The organism is Sphingomonas lacusdianchii (assembly GCF_022664395.1).
GTDB lineage: Bacteria > Pseudomonadota > Alphaproteobacteria > Sphingomonadales > Sphingomonadaceae > Sphingomonas > Sphingomonas lacusdianchii.
In genome coordinates this window covers 27,195-43,000 of the sequence record NZ_JAKRET010000002.1, presented here as the reverse complement: position 1 = coordinate 43,000, position 15,806 = coordinate 27,195, and the positions used below count along the sequence as shown (strand labels likewise).

At 66.2% G+C, this 15,806-nt stretch carries 10 protein-coding genes; 1 reads left to right on the top strand and 9 read right to left on the bottom strand.

Annotation, left to right across the window (positions count from 1 at the left end; all coding sequences use genetic code 11):
- Positions 1-471: 471 nt before the first annotated feature.
- Positions 472-3,045, bottom strand: coding sequence for a TonB-dependent receptor plug domain-containing protein (locus MF607_RS02790; protein WP_242115952.1), 2,574 nt, complete (start codon positions 3,043-3,045; stop codon positions 472-474).
- A 179-nt stretch (positions 3,046-3,224) separates the two neighbouring features.
- On the opposite strand from MF607_RS02790, the gene MF607_RS02785 reads away from it, so the two are divergent.
- On the top strand, positions 3,225-3,557 hold the full coding sequence (locus MF607_RS02785) for a UrcA family protein (RefSeq protein WP_242115951.1): 333 nt from the start codon (positions 3,225-3,227) through the stop codon (positions 3,555-3,557).
- Between the two features lie 41 nt (positions 3,558-3,598).
- On the opposite strand, the gene MF607_RS02780 is transcribed toward MF607_RS02785, so the two are convergent.
- From MF607_RS02780 to MF607_RS02750, 8 genes are all read right to left on the bottom strand, one after another.
- Positions 3,599-4,726, bottom strand: a complete 1,128-nt coding sequence (locus MF607_RS02780) for a pyridoxal phosphate-dependent aminotransferase (RefSeq protein WP_242115950.1) — start codon at positions 4,724-4,726, stop codon at positions 3,599-3,601.
- Between the two features lie 855 nt (positions 4,727-5,581).
- Positions 5,582-5,707 (bottom strand): hypothetical protein, encoded by a 126-nt coding sequence (locus tag MF607_RS22645; protein WP_277925694.1) that lies wholly within the window; start codon positions 5,705-5,707, stop codon positions 5,582-5,584.
- Between the two features lie 23 nt (positions 5,708-5,730).
- A complete protein-coding gene (locus tag MF607_RS02775) occupies positions 5,731-6,198 on the bottom strand; it encodes a hypothetical protein (protein ID WP_242115949.1) in 468 nt (155 codons plus the stop codon).
- Entirely contained in the window at positions 6,195-9,524 is a 3,330-nt protein-coding gene (locus MF607_RS02770; protein WP_242115948.1) for a glycosyl hydrolase, read from the bottom strand. The genes MF607_RS02775 and MF607_RS02770 overlap by 4 nt, the downstream gene beginning before the upstream one ends.
- On the bottom strand, positions 9,521-10,828 hold the full coding sequence (locus tag MF607_RS02765) for a family 1 glycosylhydrolase (RefSeq protein WP_242116436.1): 1,308 nt from the start codon (positions 10,826-10,828) through the stop codon (positions 9,521-9,523). Before MF607_RS02765 ends, MF607_RS02770 begins: the two co-directional genes overlap by 4 nt.
- Before the next feature lie 251 nt (positions 10,829-11,079).
- Complete coding sequence (locus tag MF607_RS02760) at positions 11,080-12,696, bottom strand: glycosyl hydrolase family 79 N-terminal domain-containing protein (protein WP_242115947.1); 1,617 nt, start codon at positions 12,694-12,696, stop codon at positions 11,080-11,082.
- Complete coding sequence (locus MF607_RS02755; protein WP_242115946.1) at positions 12,696-13,565, bottom strand: alpha/beta hydrolase; 870 nt, start codon at positions 13,563-13,565, stop codon at positions 12,696-12,698. Before MF607_RS02755 ends, MF607_RS02760 begins: the two co-directional genes overlap by 1 nt.
- A complete protein-coding gene (locus MF607_RS02750; RefSeq protein WP_242116435.1) occupies positions 13,565-15,775 on the bottom strand; it encodes a TonB-dependent receptor in 2,211 nt (736 codons plus the stop codon). Before MF607_RS02750 ends, MF607_RS02755 begins: the two co-directional genes overlap by 1 nt.
- Between the last annotated feature and the right edge of the window lie 31 nt (positions 15,776-15,806).

Below are 15,806 nucleotides of genomic sequence, written 5' to 3'. Positions count from 1 at the left end.
GCCGCGGCCGTACCTGCAGTTTGCGCGAACGCCATCTCCGGCAAGAAAGCGCATAGACATATGCCGCCGATGCCGACCAATCCGTTCCATTTTATAGTCACGTCGCCCCCAGGTAACATTGGAAAGCGCTGCGCCTAATGGCGAACTTTTTCACTTATATGACTGAATTTTCCAGTTGTTCAAAAGAACTATCTGCACTTCTCAATCTTGTTAAATTTCAAGAACGTGGGCAAAATGTTGAATGCCCTTGCGGGGGGATTGTTCTTAGGCAGGCAACTCCCGTACGCCTTGGCCCGACAATTGCTTCGCTTCACCTTATTATGACCAGTGAATTTTCCAGTTAAAACGAGCATTTCGACAGTGCCGCCGTCTCGGCCGTCGCTTCCTGCCAGCCCGTCGATAAAGCCGAAACGCACGATGCCCGACAGGCCCGAAGGGGCCCGCCGGACATCGCACTGTCGATCATTATCGTCAGAAGGTCAGTTGCGCCCGCGCATACCAGAAGCCGCCGTTGAACCCGGTCGGCGCATTGCCGAGATAGCGGTCGCCCGCCACCGTCGCATCGGTCGCAAGGAAATAGTTCTGCAGCGGCGTGCCACCCGCCCCGGTTCCTCCGGTCGCGCGGAAATCGCGATCGGGATAATTGTCGAACAGGTTTTCCGCCCCCACCGCGACGCGGATGGCGCGGGTCACCTGATAGCTGACCTCCAGGTCGAACATGACTTCGGACCCGAAACGCTTGTCGCCGCCATTGGCGGGCAGGTCGAACGAGGTGATCGGCCCGTAATATTGCGCCCGCGCGGTCACCGCCAGCGGTCCGTCCGACCAGCTTTCCGACAAGTTGGCGCGGACGCGCGGCGTCAGATTCTCGATATCGCCGCGCCGTTCTCGGGTGATGATCGTCGGGTTGAACGCGGTCACCTCGGTCCGGTTGTAGTTCATCGCGAACACGGTATTGAACCGGCCATAATCGGTGCCGGTGACATGGTTTAGCACCAGGTCGATGCCGCGGGTGCGCGTATCGAACGCGTTGGTAAAGTAACGCAGCCGGCCAAGGCTCGCCCAGTTCTCGACGCCCAGCGTGCGCAACTGGTCGCGCCGCGCCTGGGTGGTGATGTCGAAATTGCCCGACATGCCGATGCGGTCGCTGACGTCGATCTGATAGGCGTCGATCGTCACCGTCAGCGCGCGGACCGGGGTCAGCACGATGCCGCCCGACAGGTTGACCGAGGTTTCCGGGGCCAGCGCGCGGGCGCCGAACAGCTGCGCCGCCGGGCTGGATGGCGGCAGCGTCGCGGTTTCGACCGGATTGCCGCCGACGAATGCGGTGGCGATATTGGTCGTATAGCTCTGTCCCGGCGTCGGTGCGCGAAACCCGGTACTCGCCGCCGCGCGGACCGCGACCGCCGGACTGAACGCATAGCGCGCCGTCCCCTTGATATTGGTCGTACCGCCGAAATCGGCGAAATATTCGTAGCGGATGGCTCCGGCCAGCGTCAGCGCCTCGGTCACGTCGCCTTCGACGTCGAGATAACCGGCAAAGCTCTGGCGCGAGCGGTCGACCGTCGCGTCGGGGCCATATCCCGGAAAGCCGTTCGCGCCGACCTGCTGCGTCACGTTGAACGTCGACCCGTCGCTGCGCTGGACCCGGCGGAAGGCGAAGGGGCCGACTTCATAGGACGCCGGATCACCCAGTCCGATCGTATAGGCCTCCTCGCGCGCCTCGAGGCCGAAGGCGATCGTCAGCGGGCTGGCGATGCCGATATTCGCCGTCTGCACGAAATCGGCGTTGAAGTTGGTCTCGCGCTGTTCGAGCCGGCCGAGATAGAAGTCGGTCGGCGAGTCCGGCCCCATCGACGGGTTGACCGTGTCGTTCATCGAGAAATCGATGCGACTCTGGCCATAGCTGGCGCTCAGATCATATTTCAGCCCGAAGCCGGTCTCGCCACGATAGCCGACCGCCGCCGACAGATCGTCGACATCGCCGATGAAGCGCGGGGTGAAGCCGGCCGGAAACACCGAGGTGAAGTTGAACGTGCGGCCGTTCGCATCGTAATTGCCGTTGGCCAGGCGGTCGAGGTACAGCGTCTCGTACACCCCCGACGCATAGCCATAGGTCGCGTTGCCCGTGCCGAAGCGGTTCGGGCCGGTGACCGTCACCGGCTGACGATAGTTGAAGTCGATCTCGCTATGGCTGCGGCCCCAGTTGCCGAAGAAATACAGTTCGTCCTTCTCGCCCAGTGGCAGGCCGCCATTGACGAAGATCCGCCCGGATTCGATCGCCGGATCGCCGCGCAGCTGCGCGGGATCGCGGATGTCTTCGGCAAGGTCGGGCCGCGCCGCCGCCAATGCGAAGGCGCCGATGCGCTGCCCGCCCCGGCTCGTCTGCTGGGCCTTCACATATTCGCCGCTGATCGACACGAACCCGTCGCCCAGCCCCAGCCCGACATTGCCCGCGACCTGGATATTCTCGCCATCGCCGGCATAGAACTGGCCATAGCGGGCAGTGAGCGAACCCCCTTCGCGGTTGCGCTTCAGCCCGTAATTGATGACGCCGGCGATCGCGTCCGAGCCATATTGTGCGGCGGCACCGTCGCGCAGCACCTCGATCCGGTCGATCGCGATCGCCGGAATCTGCGCGAGGTCGACGCCCTGCGACCCGGCCGCCAACGACCCGCCGGCCAGCTGCACCAGCGCGGAACGATGGCGCCGCTTGCCGTTGACCAGCACCAGGACCTCGTCCGGCGGCAGGCCGCGCAGCGTCGCGGGCCGCACGATCGCCGACCCGTCCGAACTGACGAAGCGGCCGACATTGAAGGACGGGATCAGGTTGCGCAGCACGGTGTTCATGTCGGCGGGCGCCTGTTGCCCCAGCGTCGCGGAATCGAACACGTCGACCGGTACCGCCGACTCGGCAACGGTGCGGTCGGTCCGGCGCGTGCCCACCACCACGATATCCTCGGGCGGTGCCTCCTCCGGCGTCGCCGTCACGGGCGCTGAACCGCCTTCCTGTGCCAGTGCTGGCGTTGCGATGGCGCTGGTCATCGCCCAAATCGAAATGATATTCGCTATTTGCATGGGCCCCCTCGGTTGTGGCGCGAAATGGGCCTCTCCGGTGTCTTTTTTCGTTGGAACCCGGTATACGGTTGGTCGTGCCGGATACGGGTCGGCACAGGCGCGGACGGCAGGTTCGGACCGCCCGCGCAGAAAATCGGGAGAAGAGGATGTCAGCCCTGTCCGTTCGCCGTCTGTCGCTGGCGCTCGGTGCCGCCGGCGCGCTGTTCGCCGCGACGCCCGCCGCCTATGCGGAGGACGTCGCCAACATTGCCATGACCGCCAGCGATGCCGATGGCCGCGTCGTCCGCTCGGTCGCGATCGACCTGGCCGGCGTGCGCGACGATGCGACGATCAACCGCCGCCTTGTCGCCGGTGCGCGCGACGTATGCGGTTACAGCAGCATGTGGGGCCTGCGCCCGCGTGCCGACTATGTCCGTTGCGAAACGGCGGCACTGGCGAACGCCCGGCAACAGATCGCGGCGCGCGCGGCACGCGGCTGAACCCCGGTCGGGGCGGTGCGCCACATGCCGCGCCGCCCGGGTCACGCGCGGACCAGTTCGGGCAGCGCAGCGGCATAGCGCGCCACGTCCTCGATCCGCCCGGTGCTGACCCGCGACCAGTTCTTCCATGGGCCATAGGTCCCCCGGATCAGCACGTTACGCTCGGCCATCGCGGCGCGCAGCTTGTCGGCGTCCGGAACCTGCACGAATACGAAATTGGTCTGTGACGGCAGCACGCGCAGCCCCGCGCGCTTCGCCGCGTCGACGATCATCTCGCGCGCCTCGACCACCTTGCCCTTCGAATAGCGCAGGAAGGGTTCGTCATTATAGCTGGCGATCGCCCCGGCCAGCCCTGCGGTATTGGCCGACGACATGATATGGCTGCGGATCAGCGCGGCATGTTCGGGCGAGCTGATCGAATAGCCGATGCGGAGCCCCGCCATGCCATAGATTTTGGAGAAAGTCCGCGCGACGATCAGGTTCGCGCCCGCCTTTATCAGCGGGATGACGCTCGATGCCTGCGGGTCGTCGGTCAATTCGTTATAGGCTTCGTCGACCAGCACCGTCGCGCGCGGGCCGACCTTCTGCACGAACGCCGCCATGGTCGCCCCCGGGATCAACCGCCCGGTCGGGTTGTTCGGGTTGCAGACATGGACCAGCGACGTGCCCGGCGTCACCGCCGCGTCCATTGCCGCCAGGTCGATCTCCAGATCGGGGGTCATCGCCACCCGCTTGAGCGTCGCGCCCTGCCGCGTGGCATAGAGCGCGCAGGTGTCCCAGAACAGCGCCGGTCCGACCATCGGCCCACGGCCTTTCCATGCCAGCCCGATCGCGTTCAGCACTTCGCTCGACCCGTTGCCGATCACGATATGCTCGGCGGTGACGCCATGGCGCTCGGCGATCATGGCCGCGAGCCGCTGGATGCCCCCTTCGGCATAATAGGCGCCCTTCGTCGCCTGTTCGTCGATCGCGCGCAGTGCGCTGGGGCTGGGACCATAGGGATTTTCGTTGCGCGACAGCAGCGCGACGCCATCAGCCGGACCAAAGACCGGCGGGGCGCCGCCACCCCCGGCGGCCAGTGCGGGCACGGAACCGATCGCACCGACAGCGAGGGTCGATACGCCCAACATGCGACGGCGCGACAGCAACGGGACGGTAGAAACGGCCATGAAAGTCTCCTCAGGAACGCGAAAAAACGCGGGGGCGCGGGGCGGCATGCAGCGAGAGCCGGCTTTCAGGCCAAGCATATGCCGGCGGAGTTCGCACGGCAGGGCAGCGTCCAATCGACACTATTCGCGGCGTTGATGACGCACGCGAGTAATAACCGTCCGATAAGGGACGGCCCAGTCCTCGTGAAGAAACTAATGCCATAGGTAAGGACATCCCCGATAGTGTCCGTACCTCTCCCAAAGCATGCGCGAACCGTGCCCGGTGGCAACCTTTGCTGCTCTACCCGGTGCCGGGATCGGCTATTTTTCATCCTGCGGGGTTTATTATTATGGCGTTAGCCTATCATCCCTGACGGGGTGTGCAAGGTTGTTTAACCGAGAATTGTAACTGGCAACTTGTCCTTATTTTTCAGAACTTTATGGCCATTTTTCCGTTGACAGGCCGCGATATCAGGCCATCCCGTGCGTTGCCTTTGTGTCGATTTCTGCACATTGTTGCCTCCATCGGAATCACCCTGCTTAACGCCCGGTCGCCTCTGTCTTAGGCGGGGGAACAGGATGCCGGCGGTCGGGGCGGAGGATGAAGTGGGCGTTGGCGGAGTACAGGACGCATTAGGCGACGAACAGGATGATCGGCCGTCAGTCATCCTCACAATCATCGCGAGGTACGCGGGGAATGTCTGGCATAGAAGGTGACTTGCCAGCTCCGAGGATATGTCGGCGGCCTTGACCGAGTTGTTCATCGACCGGGGTCCGCCAACGGCAGGATGGCTAGCGTAACATCGAGCGACGCGGTCGCGGCATTCAAAAAGCGGCGGCGGTCGAATGCCAGCGGCTCTTCGCTGGTAAACAACCTCAGAACAACAGCCCCGCCATCCAGAACGAACCGACGAACGCCGCAAGCGCGGTCAGTGCCATCGCGGTGCACCGCACTTCGGCCAGGATGGCGGCGCGACGGTTCGGCCTTTCGTTCCTTTGCATCGGTCCTCTCCCCTCTCAAACGATCATCCTACCGGATCGCGAAGCGCCGCCGTTACCGCCAGCCCCGCGACCGCCATGCCCAATATTGCGCCATACAGGATCTTGCCGGCGAACACGGCGGACAGCGGCCATGCCGACGGTCCCAGCGGCAACAGCGCGACGTGCAGCCCGCCGGCCAACATCGTAGCGACGAGGACGAACGCGCCGATCCTAAGCACGATCGTCACCGGCCAGCGGCCTGCCGTCGACAGCGGTGCGATACTCCCGCGGCGGGTGCGCCGACGGGTCAGCAGCGTCGGCACGAGGCTGCTCATCAGCGCGATCATCGCCGTCTGTGGCAGCGCATCGACGATCAGCCCGTTCCAGCCGGCCACCGGCACCACAGCCTGCCCGCCGAACAGCAGCGCGACGAACACACCGCTCAGCACCGCGCTGATCGCGGCCGCGACCACCATCTCGGTCCGGCGATAGCGGCGCTGCGCCGCGGTCATCGCGCTTCACCGACGACCACCGGCCCGATCAGCCCGGCAGGACGCAGCGGCGCGTCCGGGCGATAGGTCGGCATCGACGTCCAGGTAACCTTGGTCGCACCGGGCTGCGCATCGCCGATGAGACGGTTGATCCAGCGATTGGCTACGCGCACTTCGATCCGGTTGCGGCCTGGCTTCGCCGCCGCGCCGATATCGATGCGATACGGCGCGTGCCACACCGTGCCGACACTCCGCCCGTTGACCAGCACTTCCGCCAGATCGCCCACCCGCCCCAGATCGAGGGTCAGCGATCTGGCCGTCGTCCGCGGCAGGATGAAGTCGGTCGTATAGGTCGCCACGCCGGAGAAATAGCGGATGCCGGGTACGGCACTCGCATCGAGCGGGGTCAGCGTCGGCAGCGTCGTACCCGCCGGCGCGCCGCGCCCCGGCTGGAACGTGACGGTCCATGGCCCGTCGAGTTTGACCAGCGGCGTTACCGCTGGCGGCGCGACTGTGGCGCTGGTCGCGCCGGTCGGGTCGCGGAACACCACGAACACCGATTCCTCCGCTGCCAGATCGAGGGGCACGATCGTCTGCCCCCCTTCGATCCGGTAGGATACCGGCGTCGCGCGCCCGGTATCGGCATGCCATAATTGTGGCACTCGCCCGACGACACGGAAACGCGCCTCGGTACGTTCGGCGCGATTGCGGCGGTTGACGACGTAATAGATTTCGCCATCCGCCAGCGTCCGGTGCGCGAACAAAAACTCGGTGTCCGGCGCCGCCTTTGCATAGTCGAAGTCGGGCACGATCGAGATGCTGCCTAAAGCTCGCTCGAGATCGCGCCCCGCGATCACCCGCCCGGCACCGACCGGCGTCACCGCCTGTCCGCTCCACAATTGCCGGACCAGCGCGGCAAAGGCGGCCGGATCGTCGTTCAGCGACGGCGAGCCGGTCGGCGCTTCGCCGATCACGGTCGCACCCGCCTGCGCCAGCGCCGCAATCCGCCGCAACGTCGGCAGCGTCATCCGCGCGCTCGACCCGCCCAGATACAGCGCGCGGTACCGCGCGCCGCCTTTCGCTACGATCCACCCCTGCTCCACCGACAGGACATTCGCCAGCGCATCGGCGTTGACGAAGTCATGGCCGTAGCGAAGCGGCACGTCCTTGAGCGGCGCATGGGCGTAGAGTGCTGTCAGCGGCGCTTCCTCGCCATAAAAATAGGCGACATCGGCCACGTTGCGCCCCTGTTGCAGCATGTAGGCGGACCGGGCGATGTAATCGATCCACGGCCGCGCCATCTCCGCCCAGCTTTCGTGCCGGTTGAGATATTGGCCGAAGATGGCGAGGCTCAGTCCCGGCACCTTGTCGTCGACCGGTTGATGGACCGAGGTGTGGATGACCGGACGGTTCACGCCGTTGACGAATTCGAAATCGATTACCCGGCGCAGGTCGGCGGGCGCGAACGCCCAGGGCGAAAAGCCCGAGGTCATCGATTCCGCTGCAACGAGGTTCTGGCCATAGAGATGCGCAACCGACGCAGCCCCGCGAATGTCGCCGATCAGCGTCGGGCGCGGCGCCTCGTCGGGTCCGAAGGTCCACATCGCCGCCATCGGGATGTCGGCATGCGCCCGCAGCGCGATGTCGTCGCCCAGCGCCGGGCGACTGTCTTCCAGCGCCTCGCCATAGACCTTCAGCCCATTGGCATGGGCGACCCTGGCGATCGTCCCGTAATGTTCGCTGGCCATCAGGTCGGCAAGCGTCCGGCGATAGTCGTAGAGGAACGCGTCGCTGCGCGCCCGGCTGCCGATCACGACACCGGCAAGCGTCGGCAGCCACGGCGTCGGGTCGTAGCCGCGCAACCGCCTGAACTGTTCGATCATCCGCGGCGTCCAGTTGGCATCGCCCGCCTCGAAACTGTCGGTCAGCAGCGCGCGCACGCCCTGCGCACCGATCAGGTCGCTGCCGGCGGCATCGCGGTACATGCGCAGATATTGGTCGAGATAGCGCGACACTGCGGCACCGTCGTATTTGTCGACCTCCAGTCCGGTAGACTCCGGGGTCGCCGGATGGTTGGTCGTCCCGAGCAGCGAACTGCCGATACGCAGGATCCGCCAGCGGCCGGTGGGCGGGGTCCAGTCGAGCGTGCCGTCGCTGCGCAGCTTCGCGGTCAGGTCGACGACGCGCGCCGGATCGACACCGGCCATGTCGGGCACGCCGGTCGACAGCACGTGATAGTCGAGCACGGTCGCGAACCCGGCCTTGGCCTCGAACCGGTCGATCTTCGCTTCGCCCGACAGGCGCAGCTGCGCCAGCGGGATGCCGGTATCGGGCCGGTCGGGGAACAGCCCCTCCATCACCACGCCGGCGACCGGGGCGTTCAATCCCACGCGCTTTGGACCGGTGTCCGGCCCCATGACGATGCGGAATGCGCGCGCGGTTACGGGCGCGAACGACACCGTGGTCGGCACGATGCCGAGCGGCAGGGTGGCGAGCGGTCGCCAGTCGGTACCGTCCTGCACCTCCAGCACCGGCAGGTAATCGGGATCGCCGAAGGGCGGCAGGGCGCCGGGGATGAACAGCGTCGCGCTGGCGATGCTCGTTGGCCGGGCATAGGCGAAGTCGATCGTGGCGGGACGGCCGGCCGCGCCCTTGGGCAGGGTCACGACCGTCTTCGCATCGTCGTCGGCAAGCGCTGCGGCATCGACCGCCTTGCCGCCCACCGTCGCGGTCGGCAGCGGGGTCGTGTCCGCCGCGACCGGGAAGGCCAACACCGCGACATCGCGGTAATCGGCCGGCGGCTTGTACGACGGCCCGCCGAACGCGGCGAGCGGATCGTCGAACGGCAGCGACTGGAACGGGCCGGTATTGCCCGGCGGTGCCGGCAAGGCGACAGCGAGGCGGCGACCGCCGGTCACATCGATCTGGCTCCACACCAGCTTCTTCATGCCATCGGCGGCAGGCACCCAGGGTCCGCCGGTCTCGCTCCATCCCGGCGAAGCGGCGATGGCGAGTTCGAGCTGCAACCGATCGGCCGTCGTCGCGGCGAGACGAAAGGCCCGCTTCCATTCGGGTGTCATGTAGACGACCCGGTCCTTGACGACCTGCGGCGTCATCAGCTGCGCATCGAAATTCTGGACGCCGCCCAGGCCGATGCGCTGCATCCATTCGAGATCCTTGACGATCCCGTCCTCGGTGATGTTGCCATTCAGCCAGTGCCACCAGGTACGGGGCCGCGCCTCTGCCGGGGGGTTGTCGAACCCCGCCGCCAGCGGGTCGGGCGGGGTTTGCGCGAAGGCGGCGGAGGTCGCGAGCAGCGCGGCGGCGAGCAGCGCGATCCGCGTCACAGCGCGTTCGCCCTGGCGATGCGGCCCAGCACATGCGCGCTCGGCTTGGGCGTGCGGCGGAAGGTCGTGCGATCGACCGCGACCAGCCCGTATTTGGGCTTGTAGCCGAAAATCCATTCGAAATTGTCGAGCAGCGACCAGTGCATATATCCTTGCACCGGCACGCCGTCGTCCATCGCCTTCTTCAGATCGGCGAGCGCGGCGGGGATGAAGCGTGCGCGGATCGCATCGTCGTTGGTGCCGACACCATGTTCGGTGATGAGGATTGGCAGGCCGGTCGCCTGATGCGCATAGCGTACCGCGCCGGCCAGCGACGGTGCCCATACTTCGCTCCCGCTCCAGTTGCGGACGGCATCGGCGGGTGCGGCGACCTTGCCGTTCGCGTCCCAGCGGGCACGTTCGTAATTCTGCACCCCGAAGAATTCGTCGCCGCGCACCGCATCGGTCCATGCGCCATACAGATCGGCACGCGCGGCATCGCGCTTCGCCTCGCCGCCGGGCAATGCCTGATCGTCGAACATGGCGAGGCTGACGCCGACCGGCAGATCGGGACGCACCGCCTTGATCGCATCGCGGGCCGCCTTGTGCGCGGCGATCATGATCGTCTGCATTGTGTCGAGGTCTTCGGCATTGGCGACGTTGCCGGCGACGAATTTGGGCGTCCCCGCCGCCTTCGCCGCTGCCACCAGCATCGCACGCTGCGCATCCAGCAATTGCGGCGGCAGGCCGATCGTCTTCAACAACCGCAGCAGGTTCGGTTCGTTGAGCGTCACCGCATGGCCGATCCCCGCACCCAGATGCCGCGTCGCCCGGTCGCAGAAGCGGGCGAACAGCTGCGGTGCCTTCGGGTTGGTCCAGCCCCCTATTGCCGAGAACCAGCGCGGTGCAGTGAAGTGGCTATAGGTCACGACCGGGGTCAGCCCGCGTGCCCGCGCGCCCTCGATCATCCGCTTGTAATGATCGAGCATCGCGGCCGAGAACATGTCCTGCTCAGGCTCTATCCGCGCCCATTCGATCGAGAAGCGGTAGCTGTTCAGACCCAGCGCCTTCACCAGATCAAGGTCCTGCGCCCAAAGATCGAAGCTGTTGCAGGCATCGCCCGACTTGTCGGCGAACACGCTTGGCGTGACGTTCTCCAGCAGCCACGTATCGCTGGAAACGTTATTTCCCTCAACCTGATGGCCGGCGGTCGACGCACCCCACAAGAAGCCGGCGGGGAACCGCGCCGTCTTGCGCGTTTGGCCGAGCGCGGGTGCGGCGGCCAGGGCAGCGCCAGCGACGATAACGGTGCGGCGATCAATCAGCATGTCGTTCCCCATTTCCGTATTTGATACGTGGCGGCTTCGAATGGCGGTGCCGGGCGGCGAAGAGGGGCGCAGGTCGCGCCGGCGCAAACGAGCCATACTGAAGGTGCGCCGTCGTTCAGGTCCTCTCCGCCGCCTGTCCCGGCGGTCGAACGCTTATCCCCCGCCCCCAGCAATATTGTAAAATATGGGATTTTGCGATCGACATAGGTTGTGCCTATGGAATCGATGGCCACGCCCGATCCGCCGGGTCAGGATCGGCAGGAGGGGTTTTGGGTGGTGGGGGTGGTGATGAATGTAATGCTTTGGGGAAGAAGTTGCAGTTGCCCCGAACCGTGACGGCGGCCCGATAACGTCGGCAAAGCGTCCCCTTTTCCAAGGCTTAGCAGCCGGCCGTTCAGTGCGACATCGAATGGCGACCCGCCGGCCTGCGTCAGCGTATAGGTGACGATCGGCACGCCGAAACGCACGAAAGTCGGGCGGGTCGGATCGTTGTTGATGAGCAACACCGCGACCGCACCCCGACCGCCGGTCGCGCAATGGGCATAGGCGTGCAGCCCTTCGCGCAGCGGCAGCCCGCTGTCGAGCACGATGCGGCCCATGGTCCGGCGCCACAACAGCGCCGCCCAGTAGTTCGGCTTCGGTTTGAGCGTTTCCGGATCGAGCAGGCTGTAGTTGCCGGCCGCCAGCGTGTTGTGGAACACGACATCGACCCCGTCGCGCGCGAGCCGGCCGAGCTGATCGAGGTACCGGAAACTGTCGATGAAGCTGCCGCCCCACGGATTGCCGCCACAGGCCGCATCGGCCCCCTCGGTCATCCACAACGGCTTTCCAGGCGCGAACCGGTCGCGCAGCGCAGCGTAGAATTGCCGGGTCTGCCCGGTACGCGCCAGCCATTGTTCGGACAGCGCATCCTCCAGCCGCGTCTGCGGCATGTGCATGGCCGCGCAACGCTGCGACGCCGCGCCATAATGATGGTAGGAAAAGGCGTCGATGTCGGGCGTCCCCGCCTGCAGCATCGCTTCGGTCGCGATGCTGCCCGGCAGCGTCGCCGGAATACCCCATGGCCCCGGCGTTTCGGTGGCGGAACCCGGCCCGAGGATCATCGTGCCCGGCGCCTCGGCACGCATGAACTTCGCGAAGATGCCGGCATCGCGCGCATAGTCGGCGGCGGAATAGCCCTTCGGCGCGCCGCCGATCCCGGCCATCGACGGCTCGTTCATGAATTCGGCGGCGGCGATCCGCCCGCCGATCGCCCGAGTATAGTCCAGAAGGCGCCGCGCCTGTTGCGGGGTCCATAGGCCCTTGCCATCGCGCGTACCGTCGCTGATCGCAAAGGAGGTGACGAGCGACGCATCGACGGCATGCGCGAAGTCGATGACCTTGCGCCATTGGGCAGCGGTCAACACTCCGGTGAAGCCGGCGGGCGGCTGGGCGACGGTCTCGCCGGGTCCGGCGAAATAGACACCGTTCGCCCAGGTTCCGCTTACCCGCAGATAGGCCGGCCCGAGCGCCCTTGCCATCAGCCGCAACCGCCGGTTGTCGAGGTCGATCGGCGGCCGATAGGCGTACATGTCCGCGCGCGATGCGGTCGCAGGCGACGAACCCTGCGCTACGATCGAGGGAGCGTCATAGGGCTTCCAGAACTTGCCACCGATCACCTCCAGCATCTCGATGGTGTAGGACTGGAACCGGTCGCTGACCGAACCGATACGGGGCAGCCGCTGGACATTCACCTCGACAGCGGCGGGCGCGCCGTCCGTTGCAGCCGGGGCCGCGCCGCTAGCGGCCATCGCGACCATCGCCAGCAGGGTCGAGCGCAGGCGGCGATTGCGGGCAGCGCGCGCGGTCCGGACATCGATCGGCATCAGGTTCGCTCCACAATGGCGTTGTCGACGAGGAAGGCGAGGATCGCATCGCTGAGCCGGGTATCGGCGGTGCCGAGATGCATGGCGAGACTGTAATGGTTGTGCCCTGACAGGATCGTAGCGGGTGGCAGCGTGCCGTGCCGTTCGAGACGGTCGGCGAGCAGCCCGATCGTCTCCCGCTGGAACCGGGGCGGGTCATATTGCGCGCAGGCGACGAACATGGGCAGCGTCGCCGCCGCCACCGCGTCGCGCGGCATCCGCGCGCCATAGTCCGTCGCATCGCCATAATAGAGCGCATCGCGCGCATCGATAGGGGTATGACCATACAGGCCCGACAGCAGTACCGCCGCCGCCGCGCCCAGCGTCGCGCCACGCAGCATCAACGCGGTAGCGACATGCACCGCGCCGGCCGATGTGCCCATCGCCACGATCCGCGCCGGATCGCCGCCATGATCGGCGACGTTTCGATGCAACCAGTCGATGGCCGCTGCCACATCCGCACCGCCCGCCGGCCAGCCATGGTCGGGCGCGCGGCGATAGTTCATCACCGCCCCGATCATGCCGTGCCGCGCGGCCCAGCGCCCGACATGCGCGTTGAAAGGATCGTCGGGGCTGCGCTTGTCGCCGCGTACGAACCCGCCGCCATGCACGAACAGCAGGACGGGGGCCGCTCCGCCCCCCTCCCCCGGACGGTACAGGTCGAGCGTGTGGCGTTCGTCGTCGCCGTAGCGCAGGTCGGAAGCCGCGACCGGCACGTCGGCGGCGATGCGCGCCTGTTCCGGCGCGTACATCGCCTGCACGGCGGCAAGCACGTCCGGTCCGATCGCATCGCCCAGCGCGGCGATCGCGCCTGATCCCGACCCCGGCATCAGAACCGAGCGTCGAGTTGCAGGCCGACCTGCCGGAACGCCTGCGGGCCATAGATCGCACCGACGCCACCACCGAAATTGCTTTGCAGCAATGCGGGTTCATGCACGTCGAACAGGTTGCGGGCAAAGATCGCGGCGGAGAAGCGGTCATCCCCGGTCCGCACGCCCACCCGGCCGCCGACGATCCAGTGCGGGCGGAACGTCTCTGCGGCGTTCAGCGAATTCTGGAACCGGACCCGCGATTTCCAGATACCGTCGCCGGCGATGAACGCATTCACGCTCGACGTGACCGGATGCTCATATTCGCCCGAAACCGTCCCCTTGTAGCGCGGCGCATAGGCCAGCTGCTCGCCGCCCAGTCCACTACCGTCGGTGCCGATGAACCCGTCGGGATAGGTCGCCTTGGTATAGGCGAAGCCGCCGTTCAGCGACAGGTTGCTGGTCACCCGCCCGAACAGGTTGATCTCCGCCCCGCGCGACTTCACGCCATCGATATTGGTCTGGGCGCAGATGAGTTGGGCGGTCGCCGGGTTCACCGAGCATTGCTGCCCCTGATAGTTACCGATGTCCTGGTAGAAGACGCTGAGATCCGCGACGAGGCCACGGAACAGCGTGGTCTTGATCCCGCCTTCATAATTCATCGGGATTTCGGGTAGCACGACATAGGGGAGCGCGGGCGCAGTGGGCACCGCGATCTGCCCGCCCTTGAACCCGCGCGATACCGTCGCATAGGCCATGGTGCGCGGGTTCAGGTCGAACTGCGCGCCGACGCGATACGAGATTTCGTCCACGTTCAGCACCTGCCGCGTCAGTGCCCGCGTCGCCGCATCGGTCCGGTCGAGCGACAGGCGCCCGCTGGTATAGCGGCCACCGGCAATGACACGGAACACCGGCGCGAGGTTCAACGTCGCCTCCCCGAACACCGAGAGCGAATCGTCCTTCACATCGTTCTGCGCACCCGGTGTGTTGACCAACGGGATACGTACACCCGGTGCCGGCCGCAGCGTGATCGAGAACCGCTCGGGCTCGGTCACGGTACGCTGGCGCGAGAAGAACGCGCCAGCGGTATAGTTCAGGAACCCGCCCGGCGCGGAAGCCATGCGGAACTCCTGCGTGAACAGCCGGATACGCCCGCTGGTCGGACCCGATCGCAGTTCGGCCACGATCGGGTCGGCGCGATAGATGTTGCCGCCCAGCGATATCGTGTCGGTGTTGCGGAATGCGGTGATCGACGTCAGCACGAACGGCCCGGCATCGTAATCGAGCTGCGCCGACCCGCCATAGCCCTTTACCTGCGACGCGAATTCGTTGGCGATGCAGAAGTCGCGATTGCCTTCGCCCGGGACGATGCCGCAGCGTGCCAGCAGCGTGTTGTTGGCGGCGGTGTTGCTGATGAAGGTGAAGAAGTCGCCGCCATTCTGCGACGTGCTCTTGAACCAGTCGCCAATGACGTTGAGCGTCAGGTCGGGCGTGACGTCCCACAGGAACCTGCCGCGCAGCGCGTAGCGGTTGACGCTGTTCAGGTCGTCGGTGACGAGATTGCGGGCCGGCCCCTGCCGCCGGTTCATCATGCCCGACACGCGAACCGCGCTGTCGGCGCTGATCGGCACGTTGACCACGCTCTGCACGATCTGCTGGCCATAGGCCGACCCGAGCGTTCCCGCGTCGGACAATTCGGTCCGCACCCGTGCACTGTAACCGCCGGGGTCCGGCGCGTTGGTCGTGATGTTGATGACGCCCGCCGAGGTGGTCAGGCCGAACAACGTGCCCTGCGGCCCCTTCAGCACCTCGATCCGGGCGACGTCGAACAGGTCGGCGATGTTGGCGTTGCCCTGGCTCACCTGATCGACGACGACGCCGACCGATGCGGTCGCGCCGGGCGAAAAGCTCTGGGTGCCGATGCCGCGGATCGCGCCGCCGCCGCCGGTGTTCTGCGCGGGCGCCTGCTGGATTTCCAGTGCCGGAGCGATACGGTTCAGATCGTTGAGGTTGTTGACCTGCTGCCGCTCCAGCTGCGACTGGTCGGCAACGGTGATCGAGATCGGCACCTTGGTCACGCGTTCGGAACGACGCTGTGCGGTGACGACGATTTCGCCTTCGGATTCGGTCTGGGCGTCGGTGGCAGTCGGTGCGGCGGGGGCTGCGTCCTGCGCCCATGCCGGGACTGCGACGGCCAGGACACTGACGCTGCACACCAGCGTTGCGATCATCTTGCTCACTGTTCCTCTCCCATATCTTTTC